The following is a 25,879-nucleotide window of genomic DNA, read 5'->3' as shown; positions in this document are numbered from 1 at the left end:
TTATGATAGCCCTCAAGAAAAATATCAAGGACGCCACTATGCCAACCCTATTTAAGGCGATCATCGCCTTTATAGTTTTAACTCTTACCTTCAATTATAGTGCCTTGGCACTAGCACAAAACATAACCGATACCATCGATAGCAAAACTATCATTGTGGTTCGACATGCCGAGAAGCTCAGCGATGGCTCACGTGATCCACTTCTTAGTGACGTAGGCTACCAACAAGCGCAAGCTCTTGCTCAAGTACTAACAGACTTAACCGTTTCTCAAGCCATCGCCAGTAACTACCACAGAACCCAACTGACACTTAAGCCACTCGTCGATGCTCATAACATTAGTCTTACAACTGTCAGTACCAAAGAGGGAATTGAAGCCCATATTGCTGAGATAGTTGCGCTGGTGCAGAGTTCGAACGGCAACAGTGTCATTGCCGGTCACTCCAATACCGTGCCACTGATTATAAAAGCATTAGGAGGCCCACAAATTGCGACCTTAGATGAATCAAGTTATGGCGAGCTTTATCAGTTAACCATTCACCCATCTGGTGAGGTTAGCTTTGAGATATCTCAATTTGGTCAATGACGCTTAATCGCATCCCCGTTTGATGGAATAACCCAAAAGCATGGTCTGATTTCAAGTGAATGAGACTTAGTTTGCGGAATATTTAGTAAATAAGTATTAGCTCAGGTAGGATATACCTCTTTGTGGAGTTAAACTAAATAGTAATCTTTTACATATGAGGCACAGCAATGGATGACAAAGATGCGCCCTCACAAAACATGGGATTGTCTGTAAGTTGTAACAGTTGCGAACGCATGACAGTGATTGAAGGCGAATATATCTGCTACAGAGAGGGGAAAATCATCAGTTTACAACCGATGAAAACACCAGCGCCTAAAATCTTACTCTGTGATGGCTGGAAAATTGGCAAAATCAGCTATTAAGCTGTTAGCATTCCAGCATAATCGCGAGCTGAGAATTTTGGCTCATGCAGCAGTCCTTTTAAAGGGTCTACCGGACTCGCTTTAGCTAAACTCAAACCGCGAGTCGTTACTCTCATGCCGGCACACAATTCAAAATAAACCACTTCAAGTTCATCTGTTTCTAGACCACGCTTTTTAAGCGTCGCCATAATAGCAAGCCAGTCAGTGCTAGCCTTGCTGCCCTGTCCTTCGATATTTACAAGTAGAGGTATGTTTTTCATAGTGACCTTCTCTGTATAATCATGACGTTATACCTATTGTATTAAATATGTCGCCAATTCAGAAACACCCAAACTTTTCAACTCAAAGCGTATTGAAGGGATTATGGAAACTCCCTTGTGAACCAATGCAAAGCAGAAGTGGGATGTCTAAACATTCCCGTTGACTGAATTTCAAAGATCCACATGCTAGGTTGCAAACGTTCGATATAGAATAATGATGAGCTTCGAACTCCCCATGGGGCTCTAACGCTGAATTACCACTGAATGAACCGATATTTTAGGCAATAAGTATTGATGTAAAGCTATTATATGTACACAAGTCTGAACCTAGGCTGAATTGTATACAGAGATATCTTAAAACCACTCACTATAGCCACACCTAATCAGTCACACTATGTAGAAAGGACTTAAATCCTCCATCGTTACTCTTGTTGAATACGCCACAATTTTGAATACAAACCACCGGCCTCTAATAGACTGCTATGAGTTCCCGTTTCAACCACTCGACCTTTGCTCAACACCAAAATTTGATCCGCATCGACGACGGTCGATAAGCGGTGCGCTATGACGAGGCTGGTATGGCCTTTAGCCGCCGCTTTCAATGCCGTTAAAATAGCGTGTTCAGAATGACTGTCCAATGACGAGGTCGCTTCATCAAACACTAAGATAGGGGAACGTTTCAAAATCGCTCTCGCAATCGCAACCCGTTGTTTCTCACCCCCGGACAGTTTCAAACCGCGCTCACCGACACGGGTGTCGCCACCTTCTGGTAGGCTTGCAATAAAATCACTGAGGTGCGCCATTTTGATTGCAGCATCAATTTCATCATCTGTCGCTGATGGGCGACCGTAACGAACATTCTCAATTAGCGTATCATTAAAAAGTACAGTGTCTTGCGGCACGATAGCAATCGCTTGTCGCAAGGTATCTTGGCTTAATTGACGAATATCTTGCCCGTCAATTCGAATACAACCAGAAACGACATCATAAAACCTAAACAGCAACTTAACGATCGTCGATTTACCCGCCCCGCTATCACCGACTATCGCGACTTTTTGCCCAGATTTTATTGAAAAACTAACATCATCGAGAATATTGCGACTATCGTAACTGAAGCTTACATTCTCAAATGAAACGACTCCCTGAGTTAGCCTTTCAGTGTTGGCATTCTCGATATCTTCAATCAAAGGTTCTTTGTCTAATAAACTGAACATGCGCTCAATATTCGCAAATGCACCACGGATCTCTCGGTAAACAAAGCCTAAAAAGTTCAGTGGTATAAAGAGCTGCATCATAAATGCATTAATTAGCACAAAGTCACCAATGCTCATCACGCCCTGTGCTACATCCGTCGCGGCCATTGCCAGCATCAATGTCATCGCGACAGAAATGATACAAGCCTGCCCAGCGTTCAGGGCAAATAACGACAAGCGGTTCTTTCGTTTCGCCTCTTCCCAGTCAGCGAGGGCACTGTCATAACGATTAGCTTCATACTGTTCATTATTAAAATACTTCACCGTCTCGTAATTCAATAGGCTATCGACGGCGCGCGTACTAGAAAGCGAATCCGCTTTAGCGGCATCTCTGACATAACCTGTACGCCACTCTGTTGCCACCACAGAGTATGCACCATAGGCAACCACCGACAATAGTGTAACGGCCGCATAGCTAACACCGTAGTTGTAAAACAGAATGCCCACCACCAACACAATCTCCAATAGTGTGGGGACGATATTGAATACCATAAAGCGCATTAAAAAACTCACCCCACTGGTGCCACGTTCAATATCTCGCGACAATCCACCGGTACGCCTTTCTAAATGAAATGCCATATCGAGTCGATGCAGATGCTCAAACACAGCCATGCCTAAGCGTCGAATGGCACGTTCAGTGACTCGCCCAAACAGCGTATCTCTAACTTCAGAGATAATGGTGTTGAGTAAACGCATACAACCATAAGCAATCACTAACCCTATCGGCACCGCCAGTAGTTCCCCTGGTCCCTTTAACGTCAAGCCATCGACTAATGCTTTAAGCACAAAGGGCAGCCCGACACTTGCTGTCTTTGCCACCACTAAACACAACAGCGCTAAGCCTACTCGTTGCTTAAATTCAAGCAAATACGGCCAGAGCAGTTTGATGACATGCCAATTAAGCTTACCGATAGGACCGTCGAAATATAAAGAGGGACGCATGAACACTTCCAAAAGTTAAACATAAAAACTAAAAATAGATGATATTTAACGCGACTTTATTCAGCTAAAAAGGCGATAAACTTATTCACACCTGTAAAAAAAATGTAAATTTACACTTGAAATATACCGACAAAAAGTACTACTTTAGCACTATCTCTGTGATGTCTTTGGTCACCTAAGGTATTTACTCATATATTTTCTCATAACCTTGTTTAAAGCGGTGCAAATTTTGTTACTCCACGGTAAAGAATTTGATATTCTCTTTGATGCAATTTTAAAAGTGAACAGGATAAAGGGCATCAAAAATGCTCGAGTCAAGCCAACTATCAAAGGATGCAAACATGTTGGATTCATCCAATCAAAAATATCCACCTTTACCACTCATCCAAACATGGATATGGATGATGACCCAATCTGGAAACCCTGAAATCCAAGAGAAAGGTCAAAGCAATCTTATTGCTTCCTTTGGCAGTTTAGCCAAAGCAAATGAGTATCTTATAGAGCAAAATCAACAATAACGAAAATTATTACTGATTTTGCTTTGTATAGTACATACATTAAGGCTGCTCACCTAAAGTGAACAGCCTTTTTTTATCGCTATATGTTTAACACAAGACGCTAGCCTGACATGGTGATAGTGCAGATCGGTCTACACTAGACTCCGGTCATCTGCCCGGTATAAAGAATGAAGTTTCGCAGCAACAGAACCCCGATTAAACTGAAGCTCGCAGTCACAGCGACATAAGCGAACTTTCTGTCTGATGACACTTTCATCCATAAATTAAATGCCAATGGCAACGTTAGACCAACGCCAACCACGCCCCCCCAGAAAATCCAGCCCCAAAAGCCCTCTCCAATTGCATTCAATGCCGCGACCTCACTTTGACCTCCGGATAAAATAAGCCCTACAAAAAAGGTAAATAACAGCATGATCTCAACTAAGATCATCGGGATCTCTATGCGATGAATAAATCGCACCTCAACTCCATTGGGATTACCACGCATTAATACGCCACCAAGAAGGGTCGCCGCGGCACCAGAAGACAAACCAGAAATGAGGAATAACAGTGGTAACACAGGGTTGTTCAACAAAGGAAAACCAATCAGTGCCGATAACAAAAAGCCAGTATAGGCACCAAGTGATAAAGATAAGATCACCAATACACCCGTAATAACATCTTCATGTCGAGCCAACAGTGCCAAGAGTTTGCTTAGCAATGGCAAACGCTGTTTTAGCCACTGCTGGATTGGCGAGCTAAACACGCTACCAATCCACGCGAAGAGCACCACTTGATATGCCAACAGCACCAGAACGCCCATCGACATCACCGATGATGGGTTATAAAAAACCAAGATTTTCCAAAATGCCAATGGCTTGGTTAGGTCCATGACCAAAATCCCTAAGCCTGCACACACAGCAACTGGCGCAATCACTGCTGCAGCCTGAACAAAAGGTGACAGATAGGCTTTATCAGCTAACTTAAAGTGCTTAAGCATAATCGCAAAAAACACAGCCCCGGCCGATAATCCAGCCAAAAATAGGTAAATAGCAATCGGCCAATGCCAGACTAATCCATCAAAATGAAATGCACTCATAGCACTATCTCCCCATCAATCGTCCGCACATGGAATAGTTTTGGTCGAGTCCCTAAGTCTACTTTCTCCCGATAAGTGGGTTTAGACTTAAGCGTTTTAACTAATGCGGAATCAGGATCTTTCAAATTACCAAATACTAATGCATTCGTTGGGCACGCCAACACACAAGCGGGTTGTAAGCCTTCACTTAACTGAGTTTGCTGACAGAAATCACATTTATCAGCCACTTTAGTTTCAGGATTGATAAAGCGTATTTGATATGGACAAGCGGCAATACAGTATTGGCAACCCACACAACGGTCCTCATTAACTGCAACAATGCCTGTTTCTTTATCAATATAAGCCGCCCCTGTTGGGCATACTTTGACACAAGGTGCAGCTTCGCAGTGCTGGCAAGAATGTCGGATAAAACGATAGCTCTGATCGGGGTATTCCCCAAAGGGTCCGCTACGCTCAATCTTGACCCGAGTGACCCCATAAGGAACATGGTTCACTTCGCGGCAAGCATCTTCACAGGCATTACAGCCAATACAGAGGTTTTCATCATGCACCATGGCATACTTGAGGCCACTGTCCTGTTCGGAAGTATTCGCTTGTGGGGCCTTGGTCACTGTATAAACTGACATGCTCGCAATAACACCACCACAGCCTTTTAGAAAACGTCTCTTTGAATTATCCACAGTGCACCTCCTTATATTTCAGCTCGATGACATTTAGCACATGACTGATTAAGCGCCGGACCTGACAGCAATAATGCAGGATCAGTTTCAGGATGTAATTGATGGCACTGACCACAAGAAACTCGTTTCGCATGTACATTGTGAGTCCAATGAACTGTCGCGAGCTGTTGATGCTCATGACACGCTAAACACTGCTGCGCCTGTGTTTTTATAGCGGTGTCACTCTTAGCGCCAAATGCAATAATCGAAGCGCCTTTTCGAGGATGTTTACCTTTTTCACCATGGCAATCTTCACAGGTTAGTGCCAGCCCTTGATTGGCATGTAACCCCAACATTTGACCATTACGTTTATGGCACTTTAAACAAGCACTATTCGCTACTGTTCCAGCATCTTTAGCTAAAGCTGAACTTGGAAAGCTCACCCACAGTAAAACAAACCAAACAATATAGAGTAAGACAACGCCGTAACGGTTAGTAATCGACATCACAAAACCTTACACCGACAGGTGAATACAAAAAGTTTAAGAGAATGAGCGCCAAACAGTATGTTTAGCGCTAGGTTGGACTTGCTTGGTTATGCGGCGAGAGCCGTCTTTATCAACGCTTCATCGCAGTGCTTATACTTATCTAACTTGATGAATTGCACACCAACATAGTCTAAGCACTTCTCAACAAATTTAGCTTGTTCAGGGGAGCTATCATCGGGATTACTAATCACCAACTTTACTGAAGAAGATTCATTGTCGATAACAACATAATCAAGATGGCAATGCTCCATAAAATCTTGAACCTCTTCGTGATTATTAACCGATTCGTCAATATCAACCACATTCACCAATGACGCACCATAAAGAATGTCGTAACGTGTGTTTGCAATCGCTTTTAAGCTTTTTAAAAAGTGCATAGACTCTTTATCAAGTAGATGCGGTTTAATGCTAATTTCAGCCCCAACCCTTTCGACTTCACTTGACTTAAAAAATTTAATACACGTCATAACAAATGTCACAATGACGAAAGGAACAATCAGGAATAAAACAAAGTATATAAAAGCATAACTTAGTATTACGGTGGCGTTCATGATAAACCTCCAATGAATTTATTTACTAACTTAACCCTCGAGTTAATTATTACCCCTCAAAACATGACTTAGCAACAGAGATGAAAAACCTTTTATCAAAAATTAAAACGAGGTCGCAATATCGGTTTCCGACGTTAATAATTACAGATAATCAAAAAGTAGATATAGGACTATCACAATATGGAAAACTATAAATCACATATCACAAAAAGAACAACTTACTAATTAAAAACAGCAAGATACAAGAATGCGCGAATGGGATAGATAATTATTAAAAACATATTAAACACATGATAAATCTTTATTGAATTTAATTGAATTATTATTTTACCGTAAGTTATAATTAATATACTGTAATTGTAAAAGTGGTAATTTCTAGGGGTATTTAATATGCGCAACATAACTATTGATAATCTAGATATGCTAAGCATTAACATTCTCGTCAATTTATATGAAGAGCACTCAGCTACCTTTGTTGCAAAAAAAATGAACATTCCCGCACCTAAAGTAAGTCGTTGCTTACAAAATGCGAGAGTCATATTTAACAACCCGCTTTTTATTCGGAAAAAACATGGATTAATTCCTAACGAATTTACTCAACAACTCTACCCCATCGCCAAAGAAATTCTACAGTGTTCTGACCACCTGCAACAGCTATCCGTGTGCGCCAAAGATTTAAGCAACAGCGAAATCAACATCTATGCGAGTGATATGCTAGTGCAACACCTCCCGCAACAACTCAGCAGCGCTATCAACCAGTCAGATCTGCCCATAAGCTACAAGTTGCACACTCAATCGATTAATGTGTTTAATGATATCAATAACGGAGTCACTGATATTGCAATACTCACAGAATCAAATCCGCAGCTATTACAATTTTATGCCAACAATTTGGATATCGTACCTTTGCAAAAGCTCAACCATATTTATCTAGTGTGCGACTTGCATCACCCCATTTTAAAACAAGAGTTGGATATCGATACCATAGCCAGTTATCCCTATGTTAAGGCGTATAACCTAGCAACTCCTACCTCAGTTGATCCCTTTATATTCTATTGTCAGCAACACCATATCCGCTGCCGACTTGCTAATATAGATAACGTTGATGACAGTCCTAGTTTCCATGACTTGTACCCATTGCTCGCAGATAGCGAAAACCTTGCACTTCTGCCTTACAGTAAAATATATGAGCAAAGTAACTTACTACCTGGGTTACACGTTTGCTGTTTATCAGAAATGGAAACCAACCGACTCTATTTATCTCAGTCTCACCCAACACTTTATCTCGTTAGAGCTAAAGGTAATCATTCCGGAAACTTTGATCGACTAACCGAAGCTCTTAGTCAAATAGTGACTAAGAGTGGGCATCTATATCGTCATAACCAGTAAAACGATCAATTTTTGCGAGCGTATTTAATTATTGTATTGATTGGCTACCATACAAGAGCGCTGCTGACAGTCGGCATCGCACTGTAACGCGGAACAAGATTTATTGGTGCAACATGTCGTCAGAGGTTTAGCGGGGCTGGTTGATGTGGTGATGTTATCGTAATGACTTTGCATCTCCACTAATTTGTCACCTAATAAGTTTCTAAGGCAGTTAACCATCGGAGAGAGCACGCTTTGATGGCAATGCAGATAATAACTGTCACTCGTTAATTCTGGAGCATTGCGCCAATCATCAGAGATATCGACAAAATCAACATCTTTTCTGTTTTCAAAATAATAGTAAGACATTGCAGACACTAAAATACCCACATCCCCGGTCATGCTCACGTGATCAACCACCATACGAACACTTGGACTCTTAAGTACGACCTTAATATCGATATCCTTTGCTTGCGCATACTCCTCAATACGGTGCATCTGATGGCCTTGCAAATTAGAATTTACCAGCGCAATTTTATAATCAAAGATATCTTTCAGTGGTTGAGAAGATTCAAGAATTGGGTGTCCCGTTTTGGCGACAATAAAGAAATGTGTGATATCGCCAATTTTGGTGTCATTTACCATTGGATGATTAACCGGCTCAATAGAAATTGAGCAATCGATTTTACCTTGGCACAATCGCTGACTGACCGTTTCAGACCAAGGCTGTACATTGACATAAACACCACCATCAACACAGCGACATGATTGCTGAATACAATTAAGCACCATTAGTGACCAATGCTCATTTGCCGCAAACGTTAACTCATAGGGGGCTTCTCTTTTGTCTAACGTCGTTTCAATAATTTTATCAAACTGCTGCAATATGGTTTGCACCATAGGAGTTATTTTTAAGGCGACTTGATTCGGTTCAAAGCCGTACTTTTTCCTTATAAACAACTCATCGCCCAGAACGTCTCGCAAAGTTGTAAGCGCTCGGCTCACCTTTGATTGGGTCGTACTTAGCTTCTCTGCTACTGCACTACCATTTTTAAGTTCAACTAAACCAATAAATACCTGCAAAGTAAAATAATCAAGCCGACTGACTTGTTTCAACATTAGTCCTATCCTTTTGCTAACGATTGATATAGAAAAACTCCCCTTTTCTAATGGGGGCTTGCAACACAACGCATCAGTGGCTAAAGCTCCAATATATGATCTGTAACCATCCTTTTTAGCATCTAGACAAAACGAATACAGAGCGGCTTGTCACAATCTAATACTCAACTATACACCTTAATTTTAAATTTATATTTACCCTTTTAAATCAGCTTGTTACCTATAAAAGTAAATACTTAAATAGAAAGGTTAAATGCCAATGCTAATCATTTAAATAGTGTTCGCATTCGCTTTTATAATGGAGGGTATTTCAGAAAATATTTGCTTCAGAGTGCTGGTATTAACAACAAAAATGACTCATTAAGGGGCAAAAAGTAGGATAAATAGAAGGATAGCGGGCATTATTTTGGCAATAAAAAGCCTGATGTTTAAATCAGGCGTTATCTTAGTTCATCAGCCTTAATGAACATGTCTAAAAAATCGGTTTGTTATTTCAACCCTGCTAACGCGGCCACTAATGCTATTTTTAGCTCTGGGTTTCTAAGTTCCTGCTTTTCCATATCAAAGTTATCGAAAAAGCTTGGGATAGAAAGCGAACCTTTTACATCGGCTGCAAAGTACGGTGCTGAACCAGAAGCCGCAGCCAGTACTGAGGATGCGCCACCAGGTCCAGGTGAAGTTGCAAGTAATACCATAGGGGTATTCTGGAACACTTTCATGTCAATACGTGAGGTCCAGTCAAACAAGTTTTTATACGCGGCAGTGTATGAACCGTTATGTTCAGCAAAAGAGATAATAATGGCATCGGCTTCACCTAACTTAGCAAAAAATGTTTGCGCAAGCTCCGGCTGACCTAATAGCTCCTCTCTATCTTGGCTAAAGATTGGCATCTCAAAATCATTGATGTCTAAGATTTCAACTTCAGCACCTTCGACTAAAGAAGCCGCGTAAGTGGCAAGTTGCTTGTTGATTGACTTAGCGCTGTTACTCGCTGCAAAGGCTAATAGTTTCATATTCTGACTCTCTATTCTGTTAACGCTACAGTTAAATCTGCAGCATATTAGGGTAAATTGTCGAAGTAACGATTAGCGACAATCCGATAGAGATAAGTGTATATTACAACTCATACGTGATTAATAACCTTAAAAGATAATAACTATTTCCATATGACTCTTAATAAACTGTTTGATGGCGTAGTAATATTTGCTCAAGTCGTAAAGAGTGGCGGTTTCTCTGCGGCGGCCGAAGCCATGGGCCATTCAACCTCTTATATCAGTAAAGAGGTGAATAAACTCGAAGCACGCCTCGGCGTTAGGCTACTCAACCGAACGACTCGCTCTATCGGGTTAACGCCTGAGGGTGATGCCTATTATCAACAGTGTCAGCAATTGATTACCGACGCCGAGCTGGCGATAGGCTTAATCACCCAGCATGATGTCAGCCCCCGAGGAATATTAAAACTAAGCTGCCCGATAGGTTTTGCGCAAAATCACCTTGAGCCCATCATTTCTGAATATCTGCAGCGCTACCCTAACGTCAGCTTAGAGTTGGACTTAAGTGATAAACGCACTGATGTGGTTGCCGATGGTTACGATCTTGCTATTCGAGCATCATCACAGCTTGATGAATCCAGCCTTATTTGTCGCAAGCTTTATTCCTGTAAAGCCTTTACTGTGGCCTCAAAAAACTATATTTCACGCCATGGTAAGCCTTACCATCCACGCGAGTTAGCCAATCATAATGGGATCTGTTATTCCAATCTAAAATCGCCGAGCCGCTGGGATTATATCGATAATGATGGTAAATCCTTCTCTGTAGATGTGCGTCCTAAAGTCCTCTGTAACAACGGCCATATGCAACTGGCTATGGTGCTTGAAGGTCATGGCGTAGCCAGGCTACCAAGCTTTTATATGCAAGAGGCGTTACAGAGTAATCAACTTGAAGTGCTGTTTGATAACTTTCCAACAATCGACGTTGACGTTTTTGTGATCTACCCGAGTCGAAAACATTTATCGCCAAAAGTTAGGGCCTTTATCGATCTCGCAGCTGAGAGATTGGGCTAACGTGGTTACACAAATAAAGCCGCGAACGCGGCTTTATGATCTCGCTATCTGTATATTTGAGTCATCACTTATCTTTCATCGATAGCTCATCCACTAACCTATATACGGTGTAAGTGGTGGAGTGAAAATTATCAGACCACGCTTTTAACGCCGCCCCGGCTTTAGCTTCATCACCCATATGGGTCGCTAATACTTCCGCAAATGACTTGTCTGGCGGCGTCATGCCAGCGTAATTGTTGTAGGGAATAACTAAACTAAGTCCCCCTTCACCACCAATAGAATCAGCCCATGACCAAGAATATGGCCACTTCATCGCCTTAGCATTGTCACTTAACAGCTTTTTACCCGCGGCAATACCTTTGCTACTGCCCATCTTCTCTTGGTAATTGGTGACTGCAAAATACTTAAACTCTTCACTGTCTTGTGGCCAGTTACTATTTTCGATGTCTAAACGGCTGTAAAAGTGCTCATAATGATGAATATACTGCGCCACATTTGCGTACCAGTCATCGAGGATCTTGTTATCGGCCTGCCACTTTTGATAGCCATCAACATCATTCCACTGAGTACAACAGTAGCGAATAATATAGCGGTCCATGCCGGTGCCGATTGTAGGCCGATAGACTTTCCATGCTCTTGGGTCACCTTGACTTGCACGGAACTGAACATGTTTTATAAACGCGGTTTCAAATGCAGACTCTTGGCCATGGTTAGGTACCATAACCCATACATCAGCAAGTGAATCAGGCTTTGCATCAGCGGCAACGGCGGTATTCATCAACGCCATCATCGCCAATAAGCTACAGGTGAATATCTTAAATAGAATCTTTTTCATTTCTATAATCCTTTCAGTGAGTGAGTTGCAATCACGTCAACATTAAAAGTTAAGAAAACACATTAGAGAGAGTATGAGATTTGAAACATGCCAACATAATTACGCATAAAGCCTAGCAACTATTACTCAATTTGCGAGATCCTAGCGCATTTATTCGTCGCTAGTGGTAGATTTTATTGTTTTCAATTGAGCATCAATAACTGAATAAAAAGCGAGAACATGAGCGTAATACACTGTCTGTTAGAAGATCATTTTCAGCTTAGTAAGTAACGCTAACAATACTCAGCAGTAATGATTTTTTGTGTGACTAAAAAACCTTGAAGTCGCTGGTAAATCAAATTGTTAATACTAATGAGCAAACTTTAAAATATTTACTTTAAAGTTAAAGCTATCTATATCTATAATGAACATGGCTATGTCATACCAGCGCTAGCGTGGCTGAGCTTTAGCTAATATAGGACAGCGTAAACCAAGGTTAAAAACATTTTTAACCTTCAGGGTATTTCAATCGCTAAAACGAACATTTTCAGCTCTACTTTTAATCATTTGAGCTTACCACTAAAACTAAAATAATAATTGGATGGGATCGGTGCTAAAAAAAATACTAGCAATGACCAGCTCGACACAGATGTTAGTGGCCATGTTTTTGGGTTTCGGCGTTGGCCTATTCTTTGGTGAATCCGTAAGCTGGATGGGCACAATTGGCACCAGCGTGATATTACTCATGCAAATGACCGTTCTCCCTTATATCGTGGTCTCGCTGGTGGGCGGTATCGGTAAATTACAAAAGAATACTGCCAAGCTTATTTTCAGCCGCGCGGGACTTATCATGATACTGCTCTGGGGACTGGGGTTGCTCACAGTCGCCTTAATGCCACTTTCATTTCCAGTCGTTGAATCAGCTGCTTTCTTCAGCACCAGTAGCATTGAACCTGTAACCCCCATCAACTATTTCAAACTCTATATTCCATCAAACCCGTTCGAATCTATGGCGGGGGGCTATGTGCCCGCAATGGTGGTGTTCAGTATCGCCATGGGGCTTGCACTTATTGGCATGCAGGGCGAAAATAAACAGCAAATTTTAACCTTTATGCACACCAGTTCAGAGATATTTTCTCGCATCACTCAAGGCTTGGTCAAAGTACTTCCTATCGGCATTTTTGCCATGTCAGCCTCCGCAGCAGGCACTATGGGGGTTGATGAGTTTGCCAGTATGCAGGTGTATTTAATCAGCTACTTTGTGCTCTGTCTGCTACTCACCTTTTGGATTTTGCCGTGGATTGTCGCCTCTTTAACCCCTATCACTTTTGCACAAGCGCTACGGGTCTCAAAGGCTAGCTTAGTGACCGCATTTGCCACAGGGAACATCTTTATTGTTATTCCAGTGATTGTGGAAGAGTGCAAGCAGGTCATGCGTGAACACGATAAATTGAGTGAAGATGGCGCCACCTTGATAGAAATTTTGGTTCCGATTGCGTTCACGTTTCCTAATATTGGCAAGTTAACCGTGATCCTCTTTGTCCTCTTTGCGGGTTGGTTTAATGGCACGCCTGTTGATATCAGTAGTATTCCATCACTTTCTATTAGTGGCTTATTATCGCTATTTGGCAGTGTGTATGTGGCGATCCCCTTTATGCTGGATCTGGTCCATTTACCGTCAGATCTATTTCAGCTATTTGTGATGTCTGGCTTTATCACAGGAAAATTCAACTCCATCGCCGCCGTGATGAACCTGTTTGCACTGACGCTACTCACTGCTGCATTGTTTGAAAAGCACCTTACACTGCGTCCAACTCAATTGCTCAAAATGGGCTTGGGGATCGGCATAAGCCTTATTTTGACCTTGGTTGTATGCCGCGTGGGCATGGGGCTATTTATTCATAGCCCAGAGACCACCAGCGGCGTTATTGCGAATATGCAGGTGGCCGATAAAGTCCCAACAAAGGTCAGTAAACAGTTTCCGGTGATAGGAACAACTCCGCGATCCCCCATTGCTGGGATTAAAGAGATCCGCAGCAGAGGAATACTTAGAGTCGGCTATATACCCAGTAATGTGCCCTTTAGTTACTACAATAACACTGGCAATCTTGTTGGTTTTGATACAGCTATGGCGACTAAGCTCGCGGAAGATCTCAACGTTAAAGTCGAGTTTATTCCATTCAAGAAAAGCAAACTCGCTCAAGCGTTAGACGCGGGTTTTTTTGATATTGCCATGTCTGGTTTAGCCATGGATATTGAGCAGATGGATGCACTCAGCTATAGCAACCCGGTACTGGAGCTGAACTTAGCTCTGGCGACAAAAGATCACTTGGTAAATACCTTTAAAAGCACTGAAAAAATATTGGAACTGGACGCAGTCACTATCGCTTATGTAGAGCACAGCGACGTCGTTGAAGATGCTCGTTTAAAAGCGCCAAATATTAAATTTGTAAAAATAGACGGCTATAAAGATTTCTTTAGACAGAAAAAAGATAAATACGATGCAGTGGTGATCAGTGCTCAAGCAGGCTCAGCCTGGACACTATTCTTCCCAGGTTACGGTATTGCTTTGCTCGAAAGTAAATCACGTTACCCAGTAGCATACGCCGTTGCCCAATCAAACCAATCACTACTCAACTATGTCAATAACTGGCAGCGCTTGCGCAAAGTCGATGGTCACCAAGATGAGATCTATAACTATTGGATGCTGGGACAAGGTGCTGTTGAGAAGCTGCCTCGCTGGTCGATCATTCGCGACGTACTGCATTGGGTAGAGTAAGCCAGCAACGGCAGCGTCAAGCTGCCACCTTGGCTCTTTAATCAACACGAAAACTAATACACTAAAAAATTAACTCGCTCAAAATTACAGAAACTTGGCCACTTCATCGGGGGTAAGGTAGCGCCATTGAGCAAGTTCAACATCAAGTTGTAAGCTGCCAATTTGTTCACGGTGAAGACCATTAACTCGATTACCTACGGCGGCAAACATTCGCTTTACTTGGTGATACTTGCCTTCAGTGATCGTCAGCAGTACTTCATTTTCAGTCACAACCTTAAGATGCGCAGCCGCAGTAAGTTGTGACTCATTTTGCAGTTGAACACCCACTAAAAATTTAGCCGCAACATCGTCGCCAATAGCATCGCGCAGTGTGACTCGATAAGTTTTTGGGCACTGTTTTTCCGGTCTGATGATTTCAAATGACCAACGACCATCATCGGTCAGCAATACTAATCCAGAGGTGTCAGCATCTAAGCGTCCCACAATATGCAGATCCTCAGCTCTATCCACATCAATGCAACGAAATAGGCTCGGGTAATCACCATCGACATTCGAGCTCAAAGTATCAACGGGTTTATGCAGCATGATATAGCGTGAAGGCCGGGCGACTAATCGCCTGCCTTGCCAAACAACAGAGTTGTTCTCATGCACTTGAAATCTAGCTTCGGTAATAACCTTGTCATTCACGCTCACCTCGCCCAGCTCAATACATTGAGTAGCTGCAATACGGGTTAGCTCAGTACTTTTACACAAAAACTTATCAAGACGCATACAGATAAACATTCTTCTTTATAAATGACAGTAGAGGTTAACAGCCATCGGTGAAATAAGTAACTCTATAACGGTTTTCACAGACCGCTCTTTTTATAATCTGTTTGCGCGCCACTACAAAATTAGATTCATATCTACGGATAGGCTGGATCAACTCATAGAATATTGGCGAAACAAATATTTTCAAACAAGCCACGATAACAAGCTTAACGTTACTGTTATCTTCGCAGGTACTGCTATTAAGCAGAGGCGATTTCAGGCACAATATAGCTCGCAAAAATAGCATATAAGAAAGCACCTAATACTTTGTCGTAAACGCTTAGGAACCCTACATGACGCAGCTTACCCTACTGACACCAGACGATTGGCACCTTCATTTTCGTGATGGAGATATGTTGCAAGAAACCGTACCAGCAACCGCAAGATTGTTTAATCGCGCTATCGTGATGCCCAATCTGTTACCTCCTATCACAGATGCAAAGCTTGCCATTGCATACCGTGAGCGGATTTTAGCTGCTCGTCCAGCAGGTTCTAATTTTGAACCTCTAATGACCATTTTCCTAACCAACAATACGACAGAGCAAGACATCATCGATGCTAAAGCCGCGGGTATTGTTGCAGCAAAGCTTTACCCAGCGGGTGCCACCACCAATTCTGATGCGGCAGTAAAAGCGTTAGATTCGCTATTTCCTATATTTGAGGCAATGGCCAGACACGGTTTACTGCTGCTTGTTCATGGTGAAGTGACTGAATCACATATCGATATTTTTGATCGTGAAGCTCTCTTCATTGAGCGCTACCTAGCGCGTATCGTTGATGCCTTCCCAAACCTTAAAGTGGTGTTTGAACACATCACCACTAAAGAAGCTGCAGACTTTGTCATGTCAGCCGCAGATAATGTAGCAGCCACGATTACGCCACAGCATTTACTGCTTAACCGTAATGATCTACTGGTTGGTGGCGTGCGCCCACATAATTTCTGCTTACCGGTTTTAAAACGCAGTACTCATCAAGAAGCGCTGCGCGCTGCTGTGGCGACGGGTTCAAGTAAGTTCTTTTTAGGCACCGACTCTGCCCCACACGAAAAGCACCGTAAAGAATCTGCATGCGGCTGTGCAGGTTGTTATAGCGCTTGGAGCGCATTAGAGCTTTATGCTCAGGTGTTTGATGACTTAGGTGCGTTGGATAAGCTTGAAGGCTTTGCCAGTACTCATGGTCCAGACTTTTATGGTCTGCCACGCAACACGAGTACCGTCACGCTGATAAAAGAGACTTGGACAGTACCGTCAGAGATCATTCTGCCAAACGGCAACCCTATCGTCCCTTTCTTCGCTGGTGAAAAAGTTAATTGGAAAGTGAAGACCGCTTAACGGATCATTTTCACTGTCAGCCAGTTCGAGACCAAGCCCGCTAATGCGGGCTTTTTTGTCTCTAATATCAATATAATCTGTACTTTACTCTCGGCCTAACGCCTCACCCAAGGGTTCAAAATAATCAATCAACACACTGAATATTTGCTGTCGATGTTCGATCGTAGGATAACCGCCAGCATCAAAAAGGTCTGAATGTAAGGTTTCATCCACTAAATAAGGATTACTAATATCAGCATAGGATTCGATACAAGATTCAAACGCGCGCGCCATTAATTCGGTTGGTTTTGAAAAGTACTGCGTGCCATATTGCTTATCTAACGCAATCGCGCGGCAGACATAGTCATGCCCTTCCTCACCATCGTCGCTAAGCATACTCACTTCAAATACCCGTTCTAAGCGTTGGTTTAACGGATGTTTAATCGGCTTTACATCTGCAATCCAACTATGACTCGCAAAAGAGATTCTATTAGATGAGATATGAAATGATTTTGGAGCGATATAATGATCAAAGGCATGCCAAAACTCATGCGCAAGTGCCCCAGCACCCGCATTTTTAGCCAGTGCCAGTTCACGTCTATCCGGCGCATAATGCGCCTGCACTCCTTTTTGGCCACCGGTACCAAAAGCAAGGTTAAGTGTTTGCCGTAAACCGAGCGCTTTAGGCGGTAGCTTTAAAATAAAAGCAAGATCCGCTAAGGAGTCAAAGATCAGATTTGCCGCTTTATCACGCTCCGCATTTTCTACCCACTTGCCTAAGCGGATATGACCTAAGCCAAACACCTCTTTGACATCAACAAAACTGACTTGCTCATCAAAACGGTAATCAGGACCAATGCGATGATATGCCTTAGACTTTAACACTCACTCTTCCAACTAACTTATATTCACCCATTATAATCAAGCAGCAAAGCGAGTCACTGACTATTGTGTGTTTTGCTTGCGCCACTGCAAAGGAGACAGCTGCATCCTATGTTTAAACGATTTAGAAAAAGCACTCACATCGCTAAAGCCCAACACCTCAGATAACAAGGTAATGTCAATTTGACTTGAGGTTAAATGCCAACAGGCAGAACTCACTCTAACGTCCATCAATAACTGCTTAAATGTTAGACCTTTACATCTTAAGCGCCGTTGAAGGGTGCGCCTATTCATATTCAACATTGACGCAATTTCATCAATATTCGCATCCCCCATCCCCATCGTTTGTAAAACTAAAGTTTTAACCTTGCGCTCAATATCGTCACCAAACTGTCCAATGAGGGCCTCTAAATAACCTTCAACTTGAGCTTTATCTTGCGCTGAAATCGATTGCGATTTCTGTGCTAAATAACTGTTATCGAGGACCAGTCGGTCATTTTCCTGATTAAACACCACAGAGCACTCAAAGTATTTTCGATATACCGCACTATCAGATATTGCGGTATGGGCGAACTCAAGTCGGTCCAATTTTACTTGAGGGCCAATAAGTGTTTTAACTAAGCCTAAACACACACCAAAAGATAACTCCTTGTACTGCTTTGCATGGCTTATATCTTGGAACACTTGGTAACGTTCGATAAACGCCGATGAAGCAAACTCACGCAACATCCAATATTCACCCTGACTATGTATCGCCATATAACGCTGCGCATGAATCAAGGCTGCTCTCACTGTTTGGCTTGTCTGCATTATCATGCCTACCGCCCCCAACATCTCAAGCCCTTGTGTCGCCGCTAAACGTAAACCAAAGTCTTTGCAATTTAACTGTTCCGCGCTCAGTTCAAGCAAGTTAATCATGTCCGCAACGGCAATCATATTATCGGGGTTAACAATGTCTTCAGCGGTTAAAGCGCATTGTAAAAGCAAGTGTTCAGCATCACCTCCCAGTTCGGTCACTAAGCCATCAAACCCCACTAACGAGCCACTACGAATGAGATAATCTTGCTGCATCAATACGTCACCTATCAACTAACTGTGATTAGATAATCGCCAATTTGTCACCAAATGACAAGAATGTTAATTAGCTAAGCCTTAATCTGAATGTGTCGAATCGATAAACATAATAAAAACGATTAACAACATTCGGAGTTTTCAATGTCTGCATACGATACCATTATCAAGGGAGCTCGCTATTTTGATGGCACTGGCGCAGCCTCATCTATTCAAAATATTGCGATAAAAAACGGCAGGATAGCCAAAGTATCTAGCTCAAACATTAGTGAAACCGGCTGCGATCATATTATTGATGCCGAAGATAAATGGCTGATGCCCGGTTTTATCGACACCCACACACACTATGATGCTGAGCTGATTGTCAGTCCGAGCTTATCGGAGTCAGTTCGCCATGGCATCACCACCGTTTTAGTCGGTAGTTGTTCATTGAGCATGGTGTGCAGTGAATATGAAGATGCCTCTGATATCTTTACTCGAGTTGAAACCGTTCCTCGTGAAAAAGTGTTGCCTATTCTAAAAAAATACAAAACCTGGCACACACCAAAGCAGTGGGTGACATTTGCTAAAAACCATCCGCTAGGCCCCAATGTCGTTAGCATGCTAGGCCACAGCGATATGCGAGTCGCCGTTATGGGTTTAAACCGTGCCACTGATCGCAATGTAGTGCCCACTGAAGCTGAAATGGTACAGATGGAACGCCTGCTAAAAGAGTCTCTAGAGATTGGCTTTTTAGGATTATCAACCATGTGTCTTAAATGGGACAAACTTGACGGTAATCGTGAATGGTCCAAAAGCTTACCGAGCACCTACGCTAAGTGGAAAGAAGTTTCCCGCCTTAATAATTTAGTGCGCCAATATGACCGGGTGCATCAAGGCGCACCCAACGCAGCCGCCATTCTGCAAATAAACCAATACATGCGCGAATGCATCGGCATTTTCAAGAAGCCTTTAAAGACCACCTTAATTAGTCGAATGGATCTAAAAGGCAGCGTCTATTTGAGTAAAATCACCAACCTAGCCGCTCAAGTCACCAACTTCTTCAATGGTGATTTTCGCTGGCAAGTGCTACCAACCCCCTTCACTGTTTACGCTGACGGTATCGATGTGGTGTTTTTTGAAGAGTTCGGTGCCGGCGAACTGGCATTAGATCTAAAAGACAAAATAGCCCGTAACGCATTACTAAAAGATGAAAAATATCGCCGTGACTTTAGAAAGTTCTACGGTGAAAAACTCAGCCCTAGAGTCTGGCAACGCGACTTTGGTGACGCCATTATTCTCGACTGCCCAGATGAATCCATCGTGGGTAAAAACTTTGCCGAAGTAGCCGATAAAAAACAGATCCATGTGGTCGACCTATTTCTCGACCTCGTTGTGGAATACGGTACTGATCTTCGCTGGTACACCACCGTCGCAAACCACCGTAAGCACGTACTTAAAAACATGGTCAAAGATAAAAAGTCTTTAATCACCTTTAGCGATGCGGGTGCTCATATTCGGAATATGGCCTTTTATAACTTGCCATTAAGAATGCTAAAGCTCGTCAATGAAAGTATCGATGAAAACCAAGCCATTATGACAATGGAGCAAGCGGTATTTCGTATGACAGGCGATCAAGCGCAGTGGTTCAACATTGATGCCGGGCGCATTCACATGGGTGATAGAGCAGACATAGTGATTATCAATCCCGCCAAATTTACCCAAAACCTAGAGCAAGTCAGTTGGGCAGAAATGGAAAACTTTGACCTACAACGCTTAGTTAACCGAAATCCGGGGCTGGTCGAACAGGTATTTATCAACGGGAATCTGGCCTGTGAACATGATGAGATCCACCCTGAACTTGGAAAAAGTATGGAGTACGGCACCTACTTGCCAGCCCATTAAATGCGCCTCATTGACTCAATAAAATACGGATATTAATTATGATAAGCATGATAAAAAGCCTGATTGCCAGCTCTATACTCATCAGTACCGCTAGCGCCGCAGAGCAACCCAATATTCTGGTGATATTTGGTGACGATATTGGCTACAGCAATATTTCCGCCTATAACAACGGCATGCTTGGCTATCAAACGCCAAACATCGATAGCATTGCCAATGAAGGCGCAATGCTTACCTCCTATTATGCAGAGCAGTCGTGCACTGCTGGTCGTTCGGTATTTATTACCGGACAAATGCCTGTTCGCACCGGACTCAGCAAAGTCGGCTTACCTGGTTCTAGCCAAGGAATACAGCCTCAAGATATAACCTTGGCGCAAACCCTTAAAGACTTAGGCTACGCAACCGGACAGTTTGGAAAGAATCACTTGGGCGATCGAGATGAGATGTTACCGACTAACCATGGTTTCGATGAGTTTATGGGTAACCTCTATCACTTGAATGCTGAAGAGGAACCTGAAAATGCCGATTACCCGAAAGACCCGGCCTTTAAAAAACGCTTTGGTCCGCGTGGCGTTATTCATTCCTACGCAGATGGAAAAATTGAAGATACCGGCCCGCTGACAAGTAAACGTATGGAAACCGTAGACGATGAAACCCTAGCAGCAGCCAATGACTTTATCAGCCGCCAAGTGAAGCAGAAAAAGCCCTTCTTCGTTTGGTATAACAGCACGCGAATGCATAACTACACTCACGTCAGCGATAAACATTCAGGTGTAACGGGCTTAGGAGACTACGCTGATGGTATGGTCGAACACGATAACCTGATAGGAGAGTTGCTGGCCCATTTATCCTCACTCGATATTGATGATAATACGCTGGTGATCTATACCACCGATAATGGCCCAATGAATGCCACCTGGCCAGACGCTGCCACAGGTCCCTTTAGAGGTGAAAAGAATACTGGCTGGGAGGGCGGATTTAGGGTGCCGGCGTTAGTAAAGTGGCCCAAGCACATTAAACCAAACTCCAAGTTTAACGGTATAATGTCGTCATCGGACTGGTTTCCAACCCTCACCAGCATCGCTGGTAACTCAGAGATAAAAAAGCAATTACTCGCGGGTTATACCGCCAAAAATGGTAAGCAATACCACAATCATTTAGATGGTTATAATCAAGTCGATTACCTCAGCCATCAAACTGATGAAAGCGCTCGAAAGCAGTTTTTCTATTGGTCTGATGATGGTGAATTACTTGCTATGCGGGATGGCCGTTGGAAATTTAATTTTAAGATCCAAGAAAGCAAAGGCATGGCTGTTTGGACTCAGTCTCAAACAACCTTAAGAATCCCTAAACTGTTTGATCTTGCTACTGACCCTTACGAAAAAGGTGATCAGGGCTTTGGTTACGATGACTGGTGGTATAAGCGTGCATTTGTTGCTGTTCCGGCACAGGTAAAAGTAAAACAAATGTTAGAAAGCTTTAAAGCATTTCCACCACGACAAGTACCCGGCAGTTTTACGGTCGATATCGACATGCAGGATCTTATCAATATCTCCAAGCAAGCTCAGTAAGCTCATCAGCAGCCTTACCGTAAGTAGACCTTCAGCTGCTTACGGTAAGCATTGCTAATATCAACCCTAGCCTCCCCCTTAGATTAAACGGTATAATCGGCCTATTAGTTTCATCATGACATAGGCCTAAACATGGCAAAAACGGCAGCTGCACTGCACATTTTGGTTAAGCATAAAGAGCTTGGCGAAGACATTATTAAACAATTGAACAAAGGCGTTAAGTTTGACGTGCTTGCTAAGAAACACTCTAGCTGTCCGTCGGGTAAAAAAGGCGGTAGTTTAGGCGAGTTCAAAAGAGGCCAAATGGTGCCGCAATTCGATAAGGTCTGCTTCAGCGGTGAGTTGATTACACCGCATTTAGTTAAAACCAAATTCGGTTGGCATGTGATTAAAGTGCTTTACCGTACATAACAGCTTCTAATAAAAGGCCAAATGGGTTATTCCTAGCCCATTCGACAAAACCTGCTTCAGCAGTGAGTTGATTACACCGCATTTAGTTAAAACCAAATTCGGTTGGCATGTGATTAAAGTGCTTTACCGTACATAACAGCTTCTAATAAAAGGCCAAATGGGTTATTCCCAGCCCATTCGACAAAGCCTGCTTCAGCGGTGAGTTGATTACACCCCATTTAGTTAAAACCAAATTCGGTTGGCATGTGATTAAAGTGCTTTATCGGACTTAATAGACTCGGTACTTTTTACTCGCTTGACTAAAGCAACGGCCTTACGGCCGAACAAGTCGTGGCACTTCGCCCCTTCTGTAGTAAACAGCAGTGCAAGAAAGACTGCTAATCTGATGTGAATCGATTCAAACATACCGAATATTCATGCTTTTATAACCCTTTTTTATAAAGAGTTACATCCAACCTGAGTTGTGTCTGCACATGCGCTGACCGCTGGTCATTGGAACCGAGTCTCTATCTAAAACACTTAAACTCTACTTCTTGTTCGCTGAGAAAGGCTTCGGCTTGAGCGCCTTCAAGCATCGCCATGGTTGCTAGCATACCTGCCATGACGCAGTTAGGGGCGAGGACGGTGACCGAACGGGGCGCTTTGACTATGGGATAACCGGTTCTTGGATCGATGATATGGCCAAAACGCTGACCATTTTTTTCGATAAATCGGCGGGTATCACCGCTGGTGGCAAGTGCGCCTTGGCGAATTTCCAGTAACGCCGCAGCGCTATCGAGTCGTTGGGGATTTTCAATGCCCACTTGCCAAGGAGGGGCATCTGCCGCTTTAGAGACTGGGCAAGCGATATCACCGCCAAAGTTAACCAGCACCGAAATAGCGGGCCACTGCTCAGCAAGCAGATAAGCCACTCTATCGACGGCATACTCTTTAGCGATACCGCCAAAGTCGAGAGACATGCCTGCAGGAAACTGCAGTTGATGTTCGTTAAAGCTCACCTTTGAAAAATCGACTAACGCCCTCGCTCGCTCGATATCACTCGCCTTGGGGAACTGACTCCCATCGAAGCGCCACAGTGCCATTAAGGGACCGGCGCTGATGTCGAAACGCCCCTCACTGAGTTGATAACATTGGCGGGCAAACTGCAGCAAACTCGCTGTTTCGGCATCGATGGGAGAGGCTTTCCCCGCGGCATGATTGATTTTCCACAGAGGGTTATCTTTAATGAAGCGGCTAAATTTTTGTTCGATGCGTGCGGCTTCACAAGTGGCTAATTCCATCATGGCACGCGTAATATTTTCATCTTCGTTAGCGATGAGTAACTCACAGGGACTCGCCATCGCACGGAACGAACCTACATGCCCCCAGCTGCGACGACTCAATTGAAAATTAGATGATGCCCTTTGATGTTGAATACTCATTCTCCCGCTTTCAATTTCACTAGACCCTGAATGACTAAAACATCCGCTACAATCACCTTACATGATAGGAGAACGGCATGCTTATCGCTTAATTTACGCGAATTAAGTGAGCTAACATTTAAAACGAGTAACTCACCTGTGCCATGATGGCTTTCACCGCTGGAAACAGATCCTGATCTTGCAACTGGCCGACTAACTCGGTGCCGTTATTCTCTGGGTTCTGTTGATAGTACTCCAGTCGATAACTCATCTCATGACCGCCGGAGAGGCGCTGGCCAAACTTAAGCCCCAAAGTATAACTGCTCATATCACCGATACGGTAATCTGCACTGGCATATTCGGGAAGAGGTTCGTCAGCCATCAGGAAGGGACGATAAAAATTGGCGGCTTGTTGCTGATAATATCTCAGGTGCACCTGCCCATAGAAGCGCCCACTGAAATAGTAGCGATAATGGGTCTCCAGAGTATGGGAGTTTAAGTCCCAATCATCGGTACTATAACGGTAAGAAAAATCGACAACACCCGCATCTAGCGCCCCTTTCGTCATCATATAGAAGCTGTGTTTGAGACGAGAATCCGGACGATTCTCATATAAATAACCCTGCGACGTCCCAGTATCATCTACCTGGCTCAAGATTTTATAAGGATCCGTCATATAGCCCGATATGCTGGACAAGCCGTAGTTTGCCTGAAATACCCATCGACGACTCAGCACCTGGGTAATACTTAACATCATATCCATGGTTTTTTTGTCTTCAGTTCCCTCAACACGAGTCAGATCGAAAGCCGTTCTATATTCCTCTTCGGTATTATAATCTCCTCTGACTGCCATGGCCGAAAACGCTACGGGCTTGCCACCAACCGGATCTATGGTATCGAAGGTGTAAGCACCCGATAACACCAGTGTGGTGTTGTCTTTATTGAAGCTGCGCTCAATTCCAGCATTGAGACCCATAGAGAAATAATCAAACTCCTTAGATCCATTCACACCCACATTGGTTTTCCATACCGGAGACAAGGTTTCAGCCCAGTTTGCGCTCGCCTGCACTCGGGTATCATGAAAGGTATCATCGAGAGGCGTTTCACCTGGAGCAGTTTGATATTGACCATCACCGGAGGGGCGGGTAAAGGTTTGAGTTTCTGCCTGGGCGACAGCGCCAGACGCTGATGCACCGGTCAAGCTATCCACAACCAGTTTCATATCCAATAGAGACTCATCGCCAAATGCTTTCTGCACATTGCCGATAGCTTCAACGGCCTGGACTCTATCTTCCTCACCGTAGTACATGATGGCAGCATCAACTTTCCAATCATCCAACTTTTCTTCACTGGCTTGTACTTGGGCGCTTTGCCCAACCAGAGCGCAACTAGCAAGCGCTAATGCTTTAGCGATATTACTAGGATTCTTTAATTGCATCCGCATCCACCTCCCGCGAGTGAGCGACCACCACTACTCCCCTCTTTACTAAAATAGATATGGTCATCAAGGGCTAAGTCTAATTTCTCGCTGTCGAGCGCCATATCGGCCCGAGCCAACTGATTTTTCTCCCAAGGCTCGACACCCAAGCTTGAACAAGCGGATAAACTGATCGCAATAGCAATAGCAATGATGGTTCGATTCATG

26 protein-coding genes and 1 pseudogene are annotated in these 25,879 nt (G+C 43.4%); 11 read left to right on the top strand and 16 right to left on the bottom strand.

From position 1 onward, the window contains the following. The first annotated feature begins 38 nt into the window (after positions 1–38). Positions 39–584 (top strand): histidine phosphatase family protein, encoded by a 546-nt coding sequence (locus CXF83_RS06000; protein WP_157822917.1) that lies wholly within the window; start codon positions 39–41, stop codon positions 582–584. Between the two features lie 167 nt (positions 585–751). Then, positions 752–946 (top strand): hypothetical protein, encoded by a 195-nt coding sequence (locus CXF83_RS05995; RefSeq protein ID WP_101091320.1) that lies wholly within the window; start codon positions 752–754, stop codon positions 944–946. Here CXF83_RS05995 and CXF83_RS05990 read toward each other — a convergent pair. Both CXF83_RS05990 and CXF83_RS05985 read right to left on the bottom strand, forming a co-directional pair. Continuing rightward, the gene (locus CXF83_RS05990) at positions 943–1,206 is read right to left on the bottom strand and encodes a hypothetical protein (protein WP_101091319.1); all 264 of its coding nucleotides are present in this window, start codon (positions 1,204–1,206) and stop codon (positions 943–945) included. The two genes, CXF83_RS05995 and CXF83_RS05990, sit on opposite strands and share 4 nt — an antisense overlap. Positions 1,207–1,628: 422 nt before the next feature. Further along, on the bottom strand, positions 1,629–3,401 hold the full coding sequence (locus tag CXF83_RS05985; RefSeq protein WP_101091318.1) for an ABCB family ABC transporter ATP-binding protein/permease: 1,773 nt from the start codon (positions 3,399–3,401) through the stop codon (positions 1,629–1,631). Positions 3,402–3,742: 341 nt separating this feature from the next. On the opposite strand from CXF83_RS05985, the gene CXF83_RS22680 reads away from it, so the two are divergent. Then, a complete protein-coding gene (locus tag CXF83_RS22680; RefSeq protein WP_180961007.1) occupies positions 3,743–3,919 on the top strand; it encodes a hypothetical protein in 177 nt (58 codons plus the stop codon). 136 nt (positions 3,920–4,055) lie between these two features. Here the strand turns inward: CXF83_RS22680 and nrfD are convergent, their stop codons facing one another. From nrfD to CXF83_RS05960, 4 genes are all read right to left on the bottom strand, one after another. Then, on the bottom strand, positions 4,056–4,997 hold the full coding sequence (gene nrfD / locus CXF83_RS05975) for a cytochrome c nitrite reductase subunit NrfD (protein ID WP_101091316.1): 942 nt from the start codon (positions 4,995–4,997) through the stop codon (positions 4,056–4,058). Further along, entirely contained in the window at positions 4,994–5,623 is a 630-nt protein-coding gene (locus CXF83_RS05970; RefSeq protein ID WP_443018877.1) for a 4Fe-4S dicluster domain-containing protein, read from the bottom strand. Before CXF83_RS05970 ends, nrfD begins: the two co-directional genes overlap by 4 nt. A gap of 65 nt (positions 5,624–5,688) precedes the next feature. Beyond that, positions 5,689–6,162, bottom strand: a complete 474-nt coding sequence (locus CXF83_RS05965; protein WP_101091314.1) for a cytochrome c3 family protein — start codon at positions 6,160–6,162, stop codon at positions 5,689–5,691. Positions 6,163–6,251: 89 nt separating this feature from the next. Continuing rightward, positions 6,252–6,671 (bottom strand): DUF2726 domain-containing protein, encoded by a 420-nt coding sequence (locus CXF83_RS05960; protein WP_232775043.1) that lies wholly within the window; start codon positions 6,669–6,671, stop codon positions 6,252–6,254. 474 nt (positions 6,672–7,145) lie between these two features. Between CXF83_RS05960 and CXF83_RS05955 the strand changes: the two genes are divergently transcribed. Beyond that, entirely contained in the window at positions 7,146–8,144 is a 999-nt protein-coding gene (locus CXF83_RS05955) for a LysR family transcriptional regulator (protein ID WP_101091312.1), read from the top strand. Positions 8,145–8,168: 24 nt separating this feature from the next. Here CXF83_RS05955 and CXF83_RS05950 read toward each other — a convergent pair whose 3' ends face one another. After that, positions 8,169–9,242: a LysR family transcriptional regulator gene (locus CXF83_RS05950; RefSeq protein WP_101091311.1), complete on the bottom strand. Its 1,074-nt coding sequence runs from the start codon at positions 9,240–9,242 to the stop codon at positions 8,169–8,171. A gap of 488 nt (positions 9,243–9,730) precedes the next feature. Next, entirely contained in the window at positions 9,731–10,255 is a 525-nt protein-coding gene (locus CXF83_RS05945) for an NADPH-dependent FMN reductase (protein ID WP_101091310.1), read from the bottom strand. 153 nt (positions 10,256–10,408) lie between these two features. On the opposite strand from CXF83_RS05945, the gene CXF83_RS05940 reads away from it, so the two are divergent. Beyond that, complete coding sequence (locus CXF83_RS05940) at positions 10,409–11,305, top strand: LysR family transcriptional regulator (protein ID WP_101091309.1); 897 nt, start codon at positions 10,409–10,411, stop codon at positions 11,303–11,305. A gap of 64 nt (positions 11,306–11,369) precedes the next feature. Here the strand turns inward: CXF83_RS05940 and CXF83_RS05935 are convergent, their stop codons facing one another. Further along, entirely contained in the window at positions 11,370–12,140 is a 771-nt protein-coding gene (locus CXF83_RS05935; RefSeq protein WP_101091308.1) for a hypothetical protein, read from the bottom strand. A gap of 580 nt (positions 12,141–12,720) precedes the next feature. Between CXF83_RS05935 and CXF83_RS05930 the strand changes: the two genes are divergently transcribed. Beyond that, on the top strand, positions 12,721–14,898 hold the full coding sequence (locus CXF83_RS05930) for a cation:dicarboxylate symporter family transporter (RefSeq protein ID WP_232775042.1): 2,178 nt from the start codon (positions 12,721–12,723) through the stop codon (positions 14,896–14,898). Between the two features lie 84 nt (positions 14,899–14,982). Here CXF83_RS05930 and CXF83_RS05925 read toward each other — a convergent pair whose 3' ends face one another. Further along, entirely contained in the window at positions 14,983–15,669 is a 687-nt protein-coding gene (locus tag CXF83_RS05925; RefSeq protein ID WP_101091306.1) for a pseudouridine synthase, read from the bottom strand. A gap of 332 nt (positions 15,670–16,001) precedes the next feature. Between CXF83_RS05925 and pyrC the strand changes: the two genes are divergently transcribed. Then, positions 16,002–17,039, top strand: coding sequence for a dihydroorotase (gene pyrC / locus CXF83_RS05920; RefSeq protein ID WP_101091305.1), 1,038 nt, complete (start codon positions 16,002–16,004; stop codon positions 17,037–17,039). A gap of 84 nt (positions 17,040–17,123) precedes the next feature. Here the strand turns inward: pyrC and CXF83_RS05915 are convergent, their stop codons facing one another. Together CXF83_RS05915 and CXF83_RS05910 are read right to left on the bottom strand one after the other, a co-directional pair. After that, positions 17,124–17,903 (bottom strand): CLCA_X family protein, encoded by a 780-nt coding sequence (locus tag CXF83_RS05915; protein ID WP_101091304.1) that lies wholly within the window; start codon positions 17,901–17,903, stop codon positions 17,124–17,126. A gap of 60 nt (positions 17,904–17,963) precedes the next feature. Continuing rightward, entirely contained in the window at positions 17,964–18,971 is a 1,008-nt protein-coding gene (locus CXF83_RS05910) for an AraC family transcriptional regulator (RefSeq protein WP_101091303.1), read from the bottom strand. A gap of 144 nt (positions 18,972–19,115) precedes the next feature. On the opposite strand from CXF83_RS05910, the gene CXF83_RS05905 reads away from it, so the two are divergent. The 4 genes and pseudogenes from CXF83_RS05905 to CXF83_RS23040 all read left to right on the top strand — a co-directional run. Next, on the top strand, positions 19,116–20,855 hold the full coding sequence (locus CXF83_RS05905; RefSeq protein WP_101091302.1) for an N-acyl-D-amino-acid deacylase family protein: 1,740 nt from the start codon (positions 19,116–19,118) through the stop codon (positions 20,853–20,855). 38 nt (positions 20,856–20,893) lie between these two features. Further along, on the top strand, positions 20,894–22,423 hold the full coding sequence (locus CXF83_RS05900) for an arylsulfatase (RefSeq protein WP_101091301.1): 1,530 nt from the start codon (positions 20,894–20,896) through the stop codon (positions 22,421–22,423). A gap of 132 nt (positions 22,424–22,555) precedes the next feature. Beyond that, on the top strand, positions 22,556–22,834 hold the full coding sequence (ppiC, locus tag CXF83_RS05895) for a peptidylprolyl isomerase PpiC (RefSeq protein ID WP_101091300.1): 279 nt from the start codon (positions 22,556–22,558) through the stop codon (positions 22,832–22,834). 176 nt (positions 22,835–23,010) lie between these two features. After that, positions 23,011–23,106, top strand: a pseudogene (locus CXF83_RS23040) (peptidylprolyl isomerase); the annotation flags it as partial. Here CXF83_RS23040 and CXF83_RS22495 read toward each other — a convergent pair. From CXF83_RS22495 to CXF83_RS05875, 4 genes are all read right to left on the bottom strand, one after another. Beyond that, positions 23,084–23,239: a hypothetical protein gene (locus tag CXF83_RS22495; protein ID WP_157822916.1), complete on the bottom strand. Its 156-nt coding sequence runs from the start codon at positions 23,237–23,239 to the stop codon at positions 23,084–23,086. The pseudogene CXF83_RS23040 and the gene CXF83_RS22495 sit on opposite strands and share 23 nt — an antisense overlap. 101 nt (positions 23,240–23,340) lie before the next feature. Further along, positions 23,341–24,255 carry an FAD:protein FMN transferase gene (locus tag CXF83_RS05885; protein ID WP_101091299.1) on the bottom strand — a complete coding sequence of 305 codons (915 nt, stop codon included), beginning with the start codon at positions 24,253–24,255 and terminating at the stop codon, positions 23,341–23,343. A 118-nt stretch (positions 24,256–24,373) separates the two neighbouring features. Then, complete coding sequence (locus tag CXF83_RS05880; protein ID WP_101091298.1) at positions 24,374–25,672, bottom strand: DUF3570 domain-containing protein; 1,299 nt, start codon at positions 25,670–25,672, stop codon at positions 24,374–24,376. Next, complete coding sequence (locus tag CXF83_RS05875; RefSeq protein WP_101091297.1) at positions 25,663–25,878, bottom strand: DUF4266 domain-containing protein; 216 nt, start codon at positions 25,876–25,878, stop codon at positions 25,663–25,665. Before CXF83_RS05875 ends, CXF83_RS05880 begins: the two co-directional genes overlap by 10 nt. Position 25,879: the final 1 nt, after the last annotated feature.

The organism is Shewanella sp. Choline-02u-19 (assembly GCF_002836205.1).
Lineage (GTDB): Bacteria > Pseudomonadota > Gammaproteobacteria > Enterobacterales > Shewanellaceae > Shewanella.
The sequence above is the reverse complement of the archived record's forward strand: the minus strand, read 5'-3'. Positions and strand labels throughout refer to the sequence as shown.